Below are 14,928 nucleotides of genomic sequence, written 5' to 3' on the forward strand. Positions count from 1 at the left end.
GAACACCCCTCCGCCCCCGGCACGGCCCGGCTACACTCCCGACCACCAGGCCGCTGACCAGGGAAAACGGAGAACTCTCACTGGAGTACTAGGCCCGGAGCTTGCCGCCCTCGTCGGCGGCCGTTGGCGCAGTCCGGGTGAGCGTCTCCCACCGGGCGACGGCGCCGGCATATGGTCCCCACCGCTCCGGATCGAGTCGTCCGGTGCCTCCTCCAACCACAGCGTCAGGGCCACCGTGGCTGCTGCCGGGGAAGTCGGCCGCGAGGGAGCGCGTGAGGCCGGGCGGCGGTTCGAAGAGGGCCGCGGCGTGGCCGCCACCGACGGCAGGGTCAGGCCCCCTCCGCCGTGCCGCTGGTTCGGCGAGCCCGTGACCCCGTCCGACGCCTTCGGGGTGGGCAGCAGCCACTCCACTTCGTCGGCCAGATTCGGGCCGTGCCCGCCCTGCTTGCGCTTCCGCGGGTGCTGGCTCCCGCCGTTCGTCGCGATGTTGCTCGTGGGCGTCTTCAGTAGCACCGGGGCGGGCGGGCCAGGCGGCGAGGAAGACCCGGGCACGCTGGTGGGGTGCGCCGACGTCGGAGGCGCGAAGCATGAGCCACCGCGCGTCGTACCGGAGGTCGGCCAGTTCCCTATCAAGTCAGCCTGTTGCAAGCGGGAGGGAAGGATTACGGGCCTTGTCCCTCCTTTTCTCTCTCCCGGGCCGCCGGGCGGGTGAACCCGCGCGCCGGGCCGCGGCCGGACACCGCCGTGGACGTACCGACGGACCGACGATGGGCGCCATGACGCAGCGGACGGCTCCCGGGCGATGAACGCGCCGCCCCCCATGACTGAACGGTGGCTGGAATGGCCACGCTGCGGACGCGGCGCCGACCCTGCGACCGCCCCGGTCGGCTGCCGCGGCCGCCATGTCCCCGGACACACTGCCTGCCTGGCTCATCTGCCCGATGCCGACCGCGACACCTACTTCGCTGGCCTGGCCCCTGGTGACAACATCGACCACCGAGGCACCCGTTTCACTGAACCCCTCCTCACCACATTCCTCCGGGCCTTCCACGACCCCACCACCGGACGACTCCGCCTCGGCGACGCCTGGTTCGAGGAGGCGACGTTCTCCGGCGACGCCCACTTCGGCGCGGTGACGTTCTCCGGCATCGCCTGGTTCGGCGGGGCGACGTTCTCCGGCGACGCCTACTTCGGCGGGGCGACGTTCTCCGGCGTCACCTGGTTCAACGGGGCGACGTTCTCCGGCGACGCCGACTTCGGCGGGGCGACGTTCTCCGGCGACGCCGACTTCAGCGGGGCGACGTTCTCCGGCATCGCCCCGTTCAGCGGGGCGATCTTCCGCCGCACCGGGAGGTTCGAGCGTGCCAGGTTCGAGCACACGCGGCAGTTCGGGCCGTTGCTGGCTCACCGAGGGCTGGTGCTGGATGAGGCGCAGTTCATGCAGCCGGTGCAGATCGAGGTGAGCGCGATCGGGCTGTCCTGCCGTCGTGCACGCTTCCCCGGTGGCGTGCAGTTCCGATTGCGGTGGGCTCGTGTCGTATTGGACGACGCCGACTTCCCCGCACCATCGATCCTCACCGGCATCCCCCTGCTAGCCAGTGACCGGCTCCTGGCCCAGGAACAGCGCATCGCCAGGGCCTGGCAACGCCTCTTGGCAGGGGAGATCTCTGAGCGCCCGCAGCTGCTGTCCCTGCGGCGCGCCAACGTCGCGGGCCTGGGGCTGAGCAACGTCACCGCCACGGACTGCCTGTTCACCGGCGCGCACAACCTCGACAAGCTGCGCCTGGAAGCTGACGTCGGCTTCACGACCACCTCGGCCCCGCTGGACAGGGGACCACGGAGCTGGGACTGGCGGCAGGTGATCGCCGAAGAACGCATCTGGCGGGCCGACCGGTCACGTCGCTGGACCACCCGGTTACCCCGCTGGGCCGCAGCTACGCTTGATCGGCCCTTCCGGTCGTTCCGCTGGGTCGCCCCGCGCTGGCCGGAGTGGCTCGACCGGCCGTTGCCTGGGGGTCTGAACCCGGGCCAGATCGCCGCTCTGTACCGGGCCCTGCGCAAGGGACGCGAGGACGCCAAGGACGAGCCTGGTGCCGCCGACTTCTACTACGGCGAAATGGAAATGCGGCGATGCGCGCGCCCTGCTGCCGGGAGTCCGGCCGATGGCCGGACCAGCAGGGGTCGGGTCGAACACTGCGTATTGACGGCGTACTGGTTGGTGTCCGGGTACGGGCTGCGCGCCTGGCGGGCGCTTGCCTGGCTCATCGTCGTGACCGCGAATCTCGCGCTCGTGTTCCATCTGGTCGGCTTCACCAACCCACCGCAGCCGGTCTCGTACTGGACCAGCCTGCTGTATGCACTCCGCGCCACCCTGTCGCTCACCGACAGTGAGGTGACGCTCACCGCATGGGGAAAGCTGCTACAAGCCATCCTCCGCCTCACCGGCCCGGTCCTACTCAGCCTCGCCCTCCTGGCCCTCCGGGGCCGCGTGAAGCGGTGAGACGTACAGGGCCGACTGCCCCAACGAGCATGCATGCCTGAATGGGAACCAGATTGATCAATATCCTTCCTTATTCTGACGGCCCGCCGGGAGGGTGAACCCCTGCGCCGGGCCGTTTCAGATACCGCCGAGGGGCGATGGTATGGATCGATGATGGGGGCATGGAGAGCCGAACAGTCCGCCAGCCATGAGCACACCATTAACTCCGGCATGGCAGCGTCCCGGTTGGCCGAAGTGCGGGATGAGCCAGACCGATAGCGACCTGGTCGGCTGCCGAGGCAGCCAGCTTCCGGGGCTGAATATCTGTCTGGTCCACGCAGAAGCTGAGGACCGTACGGAGTACTTCCGGAGCCTTCGCGCGTCCGGCGCCCGCGCCAAGGTCGATCACCGTGGTACCCGCCTTGATGCAGCCCTCCTTGCTGGACTCCTGGGGGCACTGCGGAACCCGGACACAGAACGGATCGAGGTTGGCCGAGCCTGGTTCGACGAAGCGGAGTTCTCCTCCGACGCCGCGTTCGATGGGGCGACGTTCTCCGGCGAGGCCCGGTTCACCGGGGCCACGTTCTCCGGCGACACTCGATTCGCCGGGGCGACGTTCTCCGGCAGCGCCGGGTTCACCGGGGCAACCTTCTCCGGCGACACCCGGTTCAACGGCGCAACGTTCTCCGGCGACACCCGATTCGACGGGGCCACGTTCTCGGGCGGCGCCGTGTTCGACGGGGCGACGTTCTCCGGCCGCACCGGGTTCGTCGCGGCGACGTTCTCCGGCGGCGCCGGGTTCAACGAGGCGACGTTCTCCGCCGACACCTGGTTCGCCGGGGCGACGTTCTCCGGCGGCGCCGGGTTCAACGGCGCGACGTTCTCCGGCGACACCCGATTCGACGGGGCCACGTTCTCCGGCAGCGCCTGGTTCGTCGGCGCGACGTTCTCCGCCGACGCCGAGTTCGCCGGCGCGGAGTTCTCCGGCGATGCCGACTTCAGAAGGGGGACGTTCACTGCGGCACGGTCGTTCGGGCCGCTGGTATGCCGCCACGCGCTGAACTTGTCCGAGGCGGTCTTCGAGCTGCCAGTTACGATGGAGATCGCAGCCCGTGAGGTTCGCTGTGCCGGGACGCGATGGGAGTCAAGAGCAACCCTACGGCTCCGCTACGCGGTGGTGGACCTGAGTGATGCCGTGCTGTCCTCCCCCACGGCCGTCACCGCTCACCCGGTCTCGTTCACCGCAGATGGCAGCGAGGTCCTGGACGAACTGCCCCTCCTCCCACTCGACCCCCGCGCATGGGTGGCCTCAGTACAGGGGGTAGACGTCGGTCACTTGGTGCTGACCAGCACCAACCTGACGGAATGCCGTTTCACGGAAGCCATCCACCTGGACCAACTACGGTTGGAGGGAAGCTGCACCTTCGCCCGCACCCCGACTGGCTACCACTGGCGCCGGCACCTGTACAAGGTTGGGCTCTACCGGTGGAGCCGCCGACGGACCCTGGCCGAGGAGCATCACTGGCGGGCGCAGCGGGCGGAGGAGACCGGAATCAAGAACTCCAATCCGCCACGTGGCTGGCAGACACCTGACACAGCGGTTTCCGCCGGCCCCGAGCCGGCGAGCCTGGCCGCGACCTACCGGCAGCTCCGCAAGGCCTTCGAAGACGGCAAGGATGAGCCCGGCGCTGCAGACTTCTACTACGGCGAGATGGAGATGCGCCGCCACGACCGAACGGGAACCTCGCGCGCCGAACGAGGCCTGCTGTGGGCATACTGGCTGCTCTCCGGCTACAGCCTGCGGGCCCTGCGCGCCGTGGGCTGGCTGGCTGCGGCCATAGTCCTGACCGTGATCCTGCTGATGGAGTTCGGACTGCCCCTAGACCCCGGCCCGACGGAGAAATCGCAAGGCACGGTTACTGCTGGGCAAGTCGTCAGCTGGAATACCACACCCCAAGAACCCGGCGGAGCCGCGCCTGGCGAAAGGTTCACCGTGCCGCGGCTTGAGTGGGGAACTCGAACTGCGTTGAACTCAGTGGTCTTCCGCTCCGCCGGGCAGGGGCTGACCACCAGCGGCACCTACATTGAGATGGTCTCCCGGTTTGTTGAACCCATCCTGCTTGTCCTCGCCCTGCTGGCGGTGCGCAACAGGGTCAAACGCTAGGAGCACGCGCCCCAGACGACACCCCTCCGGTCTGTACCTGTACCGAGAACACCTTCCAGCCCGCCAACGAGCACCCCCTTCGGAGCGTCTTCAACAGGCACATCCAACAGGGAAGGCCAGGGTTCCGAGTACAGCGCCAAGTGCTCGCACAGGAGTGAACTGGAGTTCCGACGGGTTCCCGGACGAGAGTGGTTGGGGGCTGCGCGGTCTCTGGTCTGGTCAGCGGCTCGTGGACTGGGGCCACTCGTTCGTGTGAGGTTTCGGCACTTGCTGGCAGATTCCTGGAGATACAGCCGTAACTTGCATGCTTGTGGTGGATTCCGGAAGTCGCCGGTTCTCGCTGATCGCCAGCGGTGTCGGTCAGGAAAGTCAGGCTGGGCTGGGGGAGCCCGGTCTGGCGGATGTAGTCACCTTGCAACGGCGTGCTGCGGAGACGTCGTCGCCGGAAGACGAGCGTGCCCTGTACCAGGACACTCTGGCGGAGTACTGCTGGGCTCGTGACGTCGCCGGGCTCGCTCCGACGACGCTGCACGCGCTGGTCCAGCCGGTCATGGAGATCTGTGCGTTCTACGGTGTCGTGCCGTGGCGGTTGGGGCCCCGAGAAGTCGATCAGTATTTCGCCGGAGTCGGGAAGCGCGGGCACTCCACGATCAGGGCGAAGATGACGAAGATCGACGGATACTTCGCGTTCCTGGAACAGCGGTACGCGGGCGAGATCTTGCGACGGTTCGGAGCTGTGGTCGAGTCTCCGGTGGACGCGTTCAACCGGCCACGGCACCGTGGCGACTTCGGGCTTCGGATCCCGCCGTCCGCCCGGGCGATGAAGGACTTCTTCGCCTCCTGGCGCGAGGCGTTGCCAGGGTCGAGGAAGTACCCGGTGGCGGCGCGGAACTACGTCATGGGCAAGCTTGCCTACCTCTCGGGGGTGCGGGCAGCTGAGTTGTGTGCGGTCAGACTGGGAGACGTGCACTGGGAGAACGGCCAGTGGGGTCGGTTCCTGGTGCAGGGCAAGGGCGCTCGGGGCTCGGGTCCGCGGCAACGCGAGGCGTACATGTTCGCCGAGGGAAGGGCGTTGCTGTGGTGGTACGCCGAAGAGATCCGTGGAGAGTTCCGGGACGACGCGAGCAGCCCCCTGGCGCCGCTGTTCCCGTCCGAGCGGCTTCCCGGCGCGCTCGCGTCGCTGAACCTGCCGCTCGCGCCGGCGATGGTGGCGGACACGTTCCGCCGGGCCTTGAAGGCCGCCTCCCTGGAGTACCTGTCAGGTCCGGTGCCGGTGCTGTTCCCCCACTTGTTGCGCCATGCGTGCGCCACGCACAACTACGAGGCAGGGATGCCGTTGTGGGATGTGCAGGTCTTGTTGGGCCACGTCTGGGCCTCCACGACGGTTGGCTATCTCGCGACCGTCAGGAGTGATCCTGAGCGGTCGAGCTTGGAGTCGTCGCGGCGCGCCATCCGGCGGCTGAGTCAGGAGGGTTGAGAGGTTGAAGTGGAATCTGCGGTGGGTGGCGGCCCGGCGAGACATCTGGCGACCGAGTCAGTTGCTGGTCGCGTTCGAGGAGGTGGGGTTCACCCCGTCCTTGAGCAAGGTCGCGGCTCTGTGGTCGGGCAAGCCGATCACCGTGCGGCTGGACGATCTGGACATGATCTGCACGGCCCTCGGCTGCACGGTCGCAGACCTCATGGAGGCTGAGGCGGTCGCCGTGGCGGTGCCGGAGGATGCGCCGCGGCAGGCCGTCGGCGGTGATGCCACCTCGGGAGCGGTGCGGCCGCTACCGCGACCGGCTGGTGGTCGCCGATCGATGCCTCCGAACTGAGCGACCATGTGGACGATGAGCGCTATGGCGGGAAGCTGTGCGACCTGCGCGTGCTGGGGGGAGGTGACCAAGGGCGGCCTGTGCCGGGAGTGTGCTGTGGTTCGGGCCCTGGCGAGGAGCGGAGGCCGCAAGCGCAGAGAGGCAGACTGTCGGCGCTGCGGATGGCCGGAGGTTGTCGGGCCGGACGGCACGTGCCGGTCGTGCCTGCTGGCCGTGCGCTTCGGTGGGGACGAGTTGTGGCTGCGGTCGGAGATCACGCGAGGCGACCTGGCCGGTGGCAGGCCCCGTCAGCTCGTTCTCAGATTGCCGGAGGTGGCGTTGCCACGGGCTTCGCCTCTCCGTGACCACGAGCGTCCCCTGGTCAGGCCGATGCTGGCCCAGGGCCGGCGCGATGACGAGGATGTATGCCCGCCTCAAATCCCGGGCCAGCTCGCCTTGTTCAGGGACCATGCGCGACGTTTCTCCTCCAAGTACGGTGGGATGATCCGCGACCGCGAGATCGAAGACCTCCCTCTGGTCCTGGATCAGCTGCGGATCATTGCCGACCAGCGCGGAGTCAGCTCGGCAGGGTGGTTCTACGACATGTGGCAAGGAGCGCGGCTCGCCTTGGCGTCCCGCGAACCCGGCGAACGCAGGGTGGGCGAGGAGATGCTCGCCGACCTTCCGAAGATGCATCCGACGATCGCAGAGGCGCTCAAGCGCGCTGACCTGCTGCGGCCTGCCCGCCCGCGCCTCGTGCCGGCCTCGGCCTTCACTCGGGGAAGCTGTGGACACTGCCTCGCCTGGAACGGCGTGGTGCGGCGCGTCTGCGCAGGCTGCCACCACTGGGAACGGAAGCCGCACAACTTCCCGGTGAGCGTATGCGTACGGTGTTGCCGTGAGCTGCCGACTTCGGCCGGTCACTGTCGGCGGTGCCGCTTGGTGATGGCCGAGACCGCCTCCGACCTCAGTGGCGCAGGACTGGTCGGTGGCGACCAGCTCTGGTTCGGTGGGGAGTTCGCCCCGCTGTTACGGACCGTGAAGCACAAGGGGACGGACGCCGGGGTGCGCGGCCGATTCGAGGCCAAGGCGAAGGCCGTCCGCGAGGTGGCCCGGCCGCCGCGCGAGGTGTCCGAGCACTTGATCGACCCGAGGCAGCAGGCGCTGTTCCCCTGCCCGGAACGCGACTGGACTCGCCTGGACGAGACGCGGCGACCGGCGCTGACCGAGCACGCGATGCAGGTGGTCGCCGGGTTCACTAGCCACCTGCGGTCCCTGGGGGCCGACCCCAAGCAGGTCGCCGCCAGCTTCCGCACCCTGCGGATTGTGGCCGGCCACGTCGGCGTTGAAGTCCCACTGCTCGAAGCGGACATCCGGGCGGTCGCAGCCCTGAGCGATAGCCATCACCATGCCCGGCTGCCTCACTATCTGCAGCAACGCGGTCTGCTGGAACCCCTGAACCTCGACAGCGCTGAGGTCCGACGGGCGCGCGAACTCGCCGACGCACTGCCCACTGCTTTCGCGACGGCCGTGCACACCTGGATTCGCGTCATGGCCGGTGTCGGCAGGCGACCCAGCCGCGCGTTGAAGGACAGAACCATCCACGCCTACGTCAGCCGCGTTCATCCTGTCCTGTCAGACTGGGCGAGCGCCGGCATCGAGGACCCGCGCGCGATCACCAGCTGCGACATCGACCGGGCAGTCTCCGCCCAACGCGGCGCAAACACGCGGGCCACCTTGTGCTCGCTGAGGTCCATGTTCCGCGCGCTCAAGCGCGAGCGCCTTGTCTTCCGAGATCCAGCCCGGGCGGTGAGCCTTCCGGGCCCCAAGACCCTGCCCCGCCCACTCGCAACCGACCAGCTGCGAGGGCTGCTCGGCCAGGCTGACACAGCTCGGGACCGCCTGACGGTCGGGCTCGTCGCCGTTCACGCCCTGACCTGATTCGAAGTCCGCCAGCTTCTCCTCACGGACATCGACCTGACTCGTGGCCGGTTGACGATCCGCCGACCTGGATGCCTCGACCACACCGTCTACCTTGACGAACTCACCTGGGACCTGCTGAGAACTTGGCTCGCCGAGCGATCCATCCGATGGCCCTCCACGACCAACCCGCACCTGTTGCTCAGTCGCCAGACCGCCGTGAACGACAGCAACGCCGCACTGTCAGACCTGTCAACAAAGAAGCCGTTCATGGCAATTGGCGTACGAGCATCTGCCCTGCGGGCCGACCGGATTCTCGACGAGGCCAAGCACACCGCCGACCCCATCCACCTCATCAGAGTCTTCGGCATCGCGCCGAATACCGCGATGCACTACCTTCGCGCCGCTCACCCAGCCCAGTTCCGTCCCGATCCCATCGCACCATGAGCCGTACACCCAGGCTGTGTCAAGGCCGTGATGGCTTCGGGCCTGTCTTCACCGCGGACTGATGACGCTGCCTGAATTTTTCAACCGTCCTCATCAGGACTGGAGGTTCGCCGTCCGCCGCGGCTCTGGCTGCAGTTCATGTCCCGTGGGACGTTCTGGCCCTGTCTCGGGTTGGCCCGATTCGCTGGTCGTCTCAGTTGGGCTGGTCCAAGAGCTCGTCAGTAGGGCCTGTCTAGTGGGCGATGAGTCGAAGGACACGTTCGGCTGTCCGGCGGGACGGGTGCCGTCGAGCGGCTTCGGCGGCACCCGTCCGTCACGATCGGGGGTCTATCCCAGCCGGTCGCCGAACGCCGCCACCTCGCGGCCGAAGGCGACCAGCAGGCCACCTCCAGGAGTGAGCGCGAGCGCTTCGACCAGGTAGGGGAAGGCGTACCCGGGGTCCAGCTGCTCTCCCGTTTCCAGGTCCCAGAGCCGCACCGTCGCATCCATGCCGCCCGTGATCGCGACGGGCCGGCCCTCCAGGCGGGTCGTCACCACCGCGTGGACCCAGCCGCCGTGTCCGGCCAGCGGCTCGCCGACCTGTTCGCCGTTGGTCAGGTCCCATACCCGCAGCGCCTTGTCCATTCCGCCGCAGACGGCGACCGGGCGGCCGTTCAGCTCGGTCACGGCGATCGCCAGCAGCCCGCCGTCCCAGCCGGCGATGGGCTCGCCGTGGCGCTCTCCGGCGGCCGGATTCCACACCACGACGGTTCCGTCAGTGCCGGCGGACACGACCATCCGACGACCGTCGAGGACCGCGGTCGCCACCGCGTTCACGCTGCCGGTGTGCCCCTTGAGCGGTCCGCCGATCGGCTCGCCGGTGGCCAGGTCCCACAGCCGGACCGTGCGGTCCTCACCGCCGGTGACGGCGACGGGCCGCCCGTCCAGTTCCGCCGTGGCCACCGTCAGCACCTCCCGGGCGTGCCCGGCGAACGGCTCCCCGACCGGTCGGCCGGTCGCCAGGTCCAGGCGGTGCACCAGGGTGTCGACGGCGACGAGCGCGACGGGGCGTCCGCCCAGCTCCACCGTGGCGAGAGCGCTCACGCCCGACTCGTACTCGACGGGATCGCCGATCTGCTTCCCGTCGGCGCAGTCCCGGATGACCACCTTCCCGTCCCGGCCCCCGGACACGGTGACGGGCCGGCCGTCCACCACCGCCGTCGCCACCGCCATCACCCAGTCGGTGTGGCCGCCGAGCGGCTCGCCGACCGCCGCCCCCGCCCGCAGGTCCCAGACCCGCAGGCGTCGCGCCTCGTCCCGGCTGCCGCTGATCGCGATCGGCCGGCCGTCCACCACCGTGGCCGCCACCGTCATCACGAAGTCGGTGTGTCCGTTGAACGGCTCGCCGAGCGGTTGCCCGGTGGCCACATCGTGCGTCCGCACTCCGTTGCCGGTCTCCAGCACGACGAGTCGGCCGTCCACCACGCAAAGGGCCACCCCCGCCACCCCGGCGGCTCCGCCCTGGAGGGTTTCGCCGATCTGCCGCCTGGTGGCCAGATCCCACACCCGGATCTCGTTCCAGGCGGCGGAGACGGCAACAGCCCGCCCGTCCGCCGACGTCGTCGCCAGCGCCCGCACGTCGGCTCGATGGCCGGACATCGGTTCGCCTGACCGCCGCATGGTGAGCAGATCCCACACGCACACGGACCCGTCGGCGCCGTCGCTAAGAGCGACGGGGCGTCCGTCCACCACCGCGGTCACCACCGCGTTCACCCGGTCCTCCTGCTGGCAGAGCGGCTCGCCCACCTGGCGCATGTCGGTCAGGTCCCACACCCGCACCGTCCCGTCCTCACCCGCTGAGACGGCGACGGGCCGGCCGTCGACCTCCACGGTCGCCACCGCGTTCACGGTGTCCTGGTGGCCGGTGAGGTAGTCGCCGAGCTGCTTTCCGGTGGCCAGGTCCCAGACCCCCAGCATCCCGTCATAACTGCAACTGACCACGACCGTAAGCCCGTTCACGACAGCCGCGGCCACGTCCGTCACGAAGCTCTCATGCTCGGCGTACAGGTCCGCGACCTGGCTCCAGTCGGTCGGATCCCACCCCCGCACGTCTCCGCCCTGGTCGGCGGTGACAATGACCGGGCGACCGTCGAGCACCGTCGCCGTCGCCGAGACGACGGCGTCGGTGTGCCCGCCCAGGACCTGCCGCAGCCGGTGATCGAGATGGGCGCCGGTGGCCCAGCTCACCGCCCACCGGGACGCGGGCTGGCCCTCGACCGGCACCTGGGCGAGGCGCGCCGCCAACTCCAGGTCCCCGTAACGCGCCGCGTCCAGCGTCAGGAGCTGCCGACGCCTGCCCGCGTCGGCACCGCTATGCCAGAGGAAGGACGCCTGATACACCGCGGCGGCCAGTCGCTCCTGCGCACTGTCCGCGCCGTTGAGCAGCGCCGTGATCCGGCTCGGGTCCTCGTGGACCAGCAGCCCAGGATCTGTCAGCACGGCTCCCGTGCCGTTGTCCATCATGCCCTCGCGGCCCTGCCCGTCATCAGACATCTTGACGGCCCTCCCCTGAAATATCGTCACATCGCACGACGGGGCCCTTGGCCCTCGCGCAGCAGCACACGGAGTCTTGCACACCAGTGTTCATGGTCCGACTCACCCGAACGGGCCGCCAAGGCCGTGGTCACTCACCAGTCCTGGCTGACCGGCCGCGCGTGCCCACGGTTCGAATGGCAAGGCCGGACCAGGCCAACCGAGACGTCTGCGGGCATCCTTGTTCCCGAAGCCACTCCAACGGAGATTTCAGGCGACCAGACGTCTCAATCGATCTGGTCGCCGCAGGTCACCGCCCCGGCTTCGGACCAGATCATTCGAGACGGGACAGTTCAGCTCCCATCGCTCCGACGGACGTCTTCTGCATGCGCCAGATCCGCGAGTACTGGGCGAACCCGCTGGTAACTGGCAGTTGCTGCCGCCCAGGCCAGCGAGTTCGTCGTCTCAGCCCTCCGGGATTCAGCGAACTGGTCGGATTTCGGGTTGGGTCGTCTCCCAGACACCACGGACAGGGTTCCACGTCGCCAGGGGAACCGGCGGGGGAGGTGAGGAGACCTCGGACATTCTCGACCACCAGGAGGCAGGGGCGGAGGGCTTCGACCGTACGCGCCACGTGCAGCCACAGCCCCGAACGGGTGTGTTCGTTGAGTCCGGCGCGGCGGCCGGCGAGCGAGACCTCTTTGACAGGGGAAGCCCGTTTCCGTGTCAAGTCCGAGCGTGTTGTGCTGGTAGCTTCGCAAGGGCTGGGAACAGCAGATGGGAACCGCCTCCTGTGTCGTGGTGCTACTGGATTGAGGTGGACTGCGCTGTTGGCGAGGAGTCGGGGTGCGGCATGGTCTGGCCATGCCCTCCGATCACGACGACCACTACCATCGACTTCTTCTGCGCCAGGTCCCGTCCGGCTGCCACACCGTGTTGGACGTTCGGCTGCGGGACTGGCCGGTTCGCTCGGCGGCTCGCAGGCCTGGGATTCGAGGTCGATGCGGTTGACCCGTCCGAGCAAGCGGTCGTGGCAGCCCGGGCGTCGTCCGCGCCTGCCGCAAGTGAGCAACAGCCCCAGTTCCGCCATGCGGACATCGCCCAGGCCGAGTTGCCGAAGGGGTACTACGACTTCATCTCCTGCCGGGCGAGCAGCCATCACCTGCCGTTCGGCACGGTCCGAGCTCTGCGGGATGCTCTGGCCCCGGCGGCTCCTCGTCATCCTGGGCTGCTATCCGGAGAGGACACGGACTGACTGGGCATGATGCCTGACTGTCGCGCCGGTCAGCGCAGTTGCTCGACTCATAGTCGCGGCCAAGGAGCGAATCCACGGAGTTCGTCGTGGCGAGCCCAGGGGCGTCCAGGCTGGTCGTCGCCGCCGATGGCGGCACCATCCGGCTCTCGCTCGCCATGAAGCGCGCTACCGCCTCACCGACCGGGCGATGGGCGTCGCCCACCGGACGTACTTCCCCCCCGGCACGAGGACTGCTACCCGGAGGCCTCGCTAGACCTGCGCGACCCGACCGACTGGCCCACCGCCTCCTGCCCGGCTACGCCTGGGTGTTCGGGATGGGCGACGGCACCGCCAACGTCGGCCTCGGCGTGCTCGACACCGTAGCCGTCGTCCGCGGACGGACTGGCGGGACCTGCTCCGCCGCTGGTGTGCCGACCTGCCGCCCGAGTACGGCTACACCCCCGAGGGCGTCACCGAACCCGTCTGGGCTCAGCCCTCGATGGGCCTCGACCGCCAACCACACTACGCCGACGGCCTGTTGCTGGTCGGCGACTCGGGCGGCCCGGTCAGCCCGGCCAACGGCGAGGGCATCGCCTATGCGATGGAGTTCGGCCGGTACGCCGCCGAGACGATCGTCCTGGCACTGGCCCGGCGCGCCGATCGCGGCCGCGAACTCGCCCTGCGTACCTACCCGCAGGCGCTCCGCTCGGCCTACGACGGCTACTTTGTGCTCGGCCGGCTCGCCGCCGACGTACTCGGCCCGCCCCAGACCGATCGGCGCCGCAGAGGCGGCCGGCCTCGGCCACCCGGCTCTGCTGAAGCCGGCGTTCCGGCTGATGGTCAACCCGACCGGCCCCCGCTCCAGGGACGCCCTCGACCGGCTGTTGCACGTGATCGGCAAGATCGCGCTCAGCAACCGGTGATGACGACCGGCCCTTCAGACCGTGAACCACTCCTTGCCCTCGGCGGAGCTGTACGCCAGGACGATGATGCCCGCGATCGCCATGCCGACCAGCGAGATGATCGGGCCGGAGAAGAGCTGTCTCACGCCGGTGACGATCGTGAGCCACTCGATCACCAGCACGGTCTTCCGGGTCCACCGGGCCCCACCCGGCGCCAGGGCCGCGCAGGTGCCGAGCAGGACGCCGATCAGGATCGAGAGGAAGGCGATGAACGTCACCAGGGCGAGACCGTCACCGTGCCGGCCGTGAATCAGTGCGAGTAGGAAGATCCCAGCGGCGACGTTGATGACGGCGTGCAGCCAGACCCCCGCTACCACCCACTTGAGTGATGTCGGCATCCGCTCGTCCGCCAACTGGTTCGTCATCGGTGACCACCCCCGGATCGTCGGTGCGGCCGGGGCCGGTGGCCGGGCCGTAGGGGAGAGGATCCGGGTGGCCGGGTCTGCCGTCAATGGCCACGTCCGCCTCCCTTTCGCCGGTTGGCCGAAAGCTTTCGACACTCCGATGGGCAGGTTATGTTGACGAAGAATCAGGTAATCCACTCTGTCCAGTGGCAGTCCGGATACGGAGGTTGGTGAATTGCCCTCCGGCTGGGTCCTGACGCTGATACGACGTCAACGATGCCCCTCGAGGAGATCCGACAGGAGGCTGCTGTTCTCCTGCCAGGGCTTCAGCCTCCGCAACTCCTTTTCTGGCGGTATCTGCTTGCTTTCCGCAACCCTGTAGGGTGAGGTGGTAACTGGCCTCGGCTCACTCCCTGTTGTGGAACGGCAGCACGGCACCCTCAGGATGGGACTGCTCATGGAGTCGATGAGCCTTTTCAGCGTTGCAGCTCGAGGGTGAGGACGGCCTTGGCTGCTGACGTCAGCCAGTTCGGGCTGCAACGGGCGTGCTGGAAGATTCGCCAGCGCTTGACTGTGGCCACGCCCCGTTCGACGGGGTAGCGGAGTTGGGCGTGGGCTCGGTTCAGCGATCTTTGCCCGACGCTGAGTTCCTTGCGCGGTGGGCGTCTGATCGGTACGGCGACCGTGCCGCCGGCGCCGGTGTAGGCCAGGTCGGCCAGTGCAGGGATGCGGAGTCTGACGCAGGTCTTCACGATGCGGTGGGTGCGGGCGGCGGTCAGGTCGTGGGTACGGCCGGGCAGGGCACGGGAGATCCATACGAGCTTGCCGTCCGGGCCGGTGATGACCTGGAGGTTTACGCCGTGGCGGCGGTGCTTGCCGGAGTAGTCGGCGCGGCCGTCGCCGACCCGGTCGCATTCGGCGAGGGTGCCGTCGACCAGCACGTACTCCGGTTCTGCGTCGCGTAGGGCCCGGGTGAGGCCGGGGGCACAGCCGGCGAGATGGTCGACGACCTGGTGGATGTAGGCGTGGGCGGTGCCGACGCTGATCCGGAAGCCGGCGGCGATTTGGGCGAGG

12 protein-coding genes are annotated in these 14,928 nt (G+C 68.8%); 8 read left to right on the forward strand and 4 right to left on the reverse strand.

The window, feature by feature from the left end:
* Positions 1-820 precede the first annotated feature (820 nt).
* The 6 genes from ACFV4F_RS39225 (at position 821) to ACFV4F_RS39250 (ending at position 8,803) form a co-directional block, all read left to right on the forward strand.
* On the forward strand, positions 821-2,500 hold the full coding sequence (locus tag ACFV4F_RS39225) for a pentapeptide repeat-containing protein (protein WP_380510068.1): 1,680 nt from the start codon (positions 821-823) through the stop codon (positions 2,498-2,500).
* A gap of 241 nt (positions 2,501-2,741) precedes the next feature.
* The gene (locus ACFV4F_RS39230; protein WP_380510071.1) at positions 2,742-4,643 is read left to right on the forward strand and encodes a pentapeptide repeat-containing protein; all 1,902 of its coding nucleotides are present in this window, start codon (positions 2,742-2,744) and stop codon (positions 4,641-4,643) included.
* Positions 4,644-4,947: 304 nt separating this feature from the next.
* Positions 4,948-6,120, forward strand: coding sequence for a tyrosine-type recombinase/integrase (locus ACFV4F_RS39235; protein ID WP_380510074.1), 1,173 nt, complete (start codon positions 4,948-4,950; stop codon positions 6,118-6,120).
* Positions 6,121-6,124: 4 nt separating this feature from the next.
* Positions 6,125-6,457 (forward strand): helix-turn-helix domain-containing protein, encoded by a 333-nt coding sequence (locus ACFV4F_RS39240; RefSeq protein WP_380447956.1) that lies wholly within the window; start codon positions 6,125-6,127, stop codon positions 6,455-6,457.
* A gap of 369 nt (positions 6,458-6,826) precedes the next feature.
* Positions 6,827-8,377 carry a hypothetical protein gene (locus ACFV4F_RS39245; RefSeq protein WP_380510077.1) on the forward strand — a complete coding sequence of 517 codons (1,551 nt, stop codon included), beginning with the start codon at positions 6,827-6,829 and terminating at the stop codon, positions 8,375-8,377.
* A 198-nt stretch (positions 8,378-8,575) separates the two neighbouring features.
* Positions 8,576-8,803, forward strand: coding sequence for a hypothetical protein (locus tag ACFV4F_RS39250; RefSeq protein ID WP_380447952.1), 228 nt, complete (start codon positions 8,576-8,578; stop codon positions 8,801-8,803).
* A gap of 327 nt (positions 8,804-9,130) precedes the next feature.
* Here ACFV4F_RS39250 and ACFV4F_RS39255 read toward each other — a convergent pair whose 3' ends face one another.
* Together ACFV4F_RS39255 and ACFV4F_RS39260 are read right to left on the reverse strand one after the other, a co-directional pair.
* Positions 9,131-11,335, reverse strand: a complete 2,205-nt coding sequence (locus ACFV4F_RS39255; protein WP_380510080.1) for a WD40 repeat domain-containing protein — start codon at positions 11,333-11,335, stop codon at positions 9,131-9,133.
* Between the two features lie 313 nt (positions 11,336-11,648).
* Positions 11,649-12,044: a DNA cytosine methyltransferase gene (locus ACFV4F_RS39260; protein WP_380510083.1), complete on the reverse strand. Its 396-nt coding sequence runs from the start codon at positions 12,042-12,044 to the stop codon at positions 11,649-11,651.
* Positions 12,045-12,167: 123 nt separating this feature from the next.
* Between ACFV4F_RS39260 and ACFV4F_RS39265 the strand changes: the two genes are divergently transcribed.
* Together ACFV4F_RS39265 and ACFV4F_RS39270 are read left to right on the forward strand one after the other, a co-directional pair.
* The gene (locus ACFV4F_RS39265) at positions 12,168-12,569 is read left to right on the forward strand and encodes a class I SAM-dependent methyltransferase (protein ID WP_380447948.1); all 402 of its coding nucleotides are present in this window, start codon (positions 12,168-12,170) and stop codon (positions 12,567-12,569) included.
* Between the two features lie 704 nt (positions 12,570-13,273).
* A complete protein-coding gene (locus ACFV4F_RS39270; protein ID WP_380447946.1) occupies positions 13,274-13,471 on the forward strand; it encodes a hypothetical protein in 198 nt (65 codons plus the stop codon).
* Positions 13,472-13,485: 14 nt separating this feature from the next.
* Here the strand turns inward: ACFV4F_RS39270 and ACFV4F_RS39275 are convergent, their stop codons facing one another.
* Both ACFV4F_RS39275 and ACFV4F_RS39280 read right to left on the reverse strand, forming a co-directional pair.
* Entirely contained in the window at positions 13,486-13,875 is a 390-nt protein-coding gene (locus ACFV4F_RS39275) for a hypothetical protein (protein WP_380510086.1), read from the reverse strand.
* Positions 13,876-14,330: 455 nt separating this feature from the next.
* Positions 14,331-14,928 (reverse strand): transposase family protein (locus ACFV4F_RS39280; protein WP_380510089.1); only part of this gene is annotated, 598 nt, incomplete at its 5' end.

Source organism: Kitasatospora sp. NPDC059722, assembly GCF_042733235.1.
Lineage (GTDB): Bacteria > Actinomycetota > Actinomycetes > Streptomycetales > Streptomycetaceae > Kitasatospora.

Bases quoted from the DNA above. Each gene is read 5' to 3' on its own strand.
- ACFV4F_RS39235 (WP_380510074.1), top strand. From the start codon at position 4,948: ATGCTTGTGGTGGATTCCGGAAGTCGCCGGTTCTCGCTGATCGCCAGC.
- ACFV4F_RS39225 (WP_380510068.1), top strand. From the start codon at position 821: ATGACTGAACGGTGGCTGGAATGGCCACGCTGCGGACGCGGCGCCGAC.
- ACFV4F_RS39230 (WP_380510071.1), top strand. From the start codon at position 2,742: ATGAGCCAGACCGATAGCGACCTGGTCGGCTGCCGAGGCAGCCAGCTT.
- ACFV4F_RS39245 (WP_380510077.1), top strand. From the start codon at position 6,827: ATGCTGGCCCAGGGCCGGCGCGATGACGAGGATGTATGCCCGCCTCAA.
- ACFV4F_RS39265 (WP_380447948.1), top strand. From the start codon at position 12,168: ATGGTCTGGCCATGCCCTCCGATCACGACGACCACTACCATCGACTTC.
- ACFV4F_RS39255 (WP_380510080.1), bottom strand. From the start codon at position 11,335: ATGTCTGATGACGGGCAGGGCCGCGAGGGCATGATGGACAACGGCACG.
- ACFV4F_RS39275 (WP_380510086.1), bottom strand. From the start codon at position 13,875: ATGACGAACCAGTTGGCGGACGAGCGGATGCCGACATCACTCAAGTGG.